Here is a 255-nt window from a genome sequence, read left to right on the forward strand (position 1 = left end):
CGAGCTGGCGATTACTCCCTGAAAAGTGTTGCCGTGACGGTTAAGTGGGTTGTAGAGCGGTGTTTTTGCTGCTGTGATTTGTTGTGCTGCAGTGGAGTGAATATTTTTAATCGTCCCGGGCTGTGTGCCCGTCGAGCTGGCGATTACTCCCTGAAAAGTGTTGCCGTGACGGTTAAGTGGGTTGTAGAGCGGTGTTTTTGCTGCTGTGATTTGTTGTGCTGCAGTGGAGTGAATATTTTTAATCGCCCCGGGCTG

Annotated in this window: 1 protein-coding gene; it reads right to left on the reverse strand. The window is 50.6% G+C overall.

All coding sequences use genetic code 11. The annotated features are described in order from the left end of the window. The coding region (locus tag F7Q90_RS26995; protein WP_211369716.1) for a hypothetical protein at nucleotides 1–255 on the reverse strand (255 nt) is incomplete at both ends.

The organism is Pantoea stewartii subsp. stewartii (genome assembly GCF_008801695.1).
Taxonomy (GTDB): Bacteria; Pseudomonadota; Gammaproteobacteria; order Enterobacterales; family Enterobacteriaceae; genus Pantoea; species Pantoea stewartii.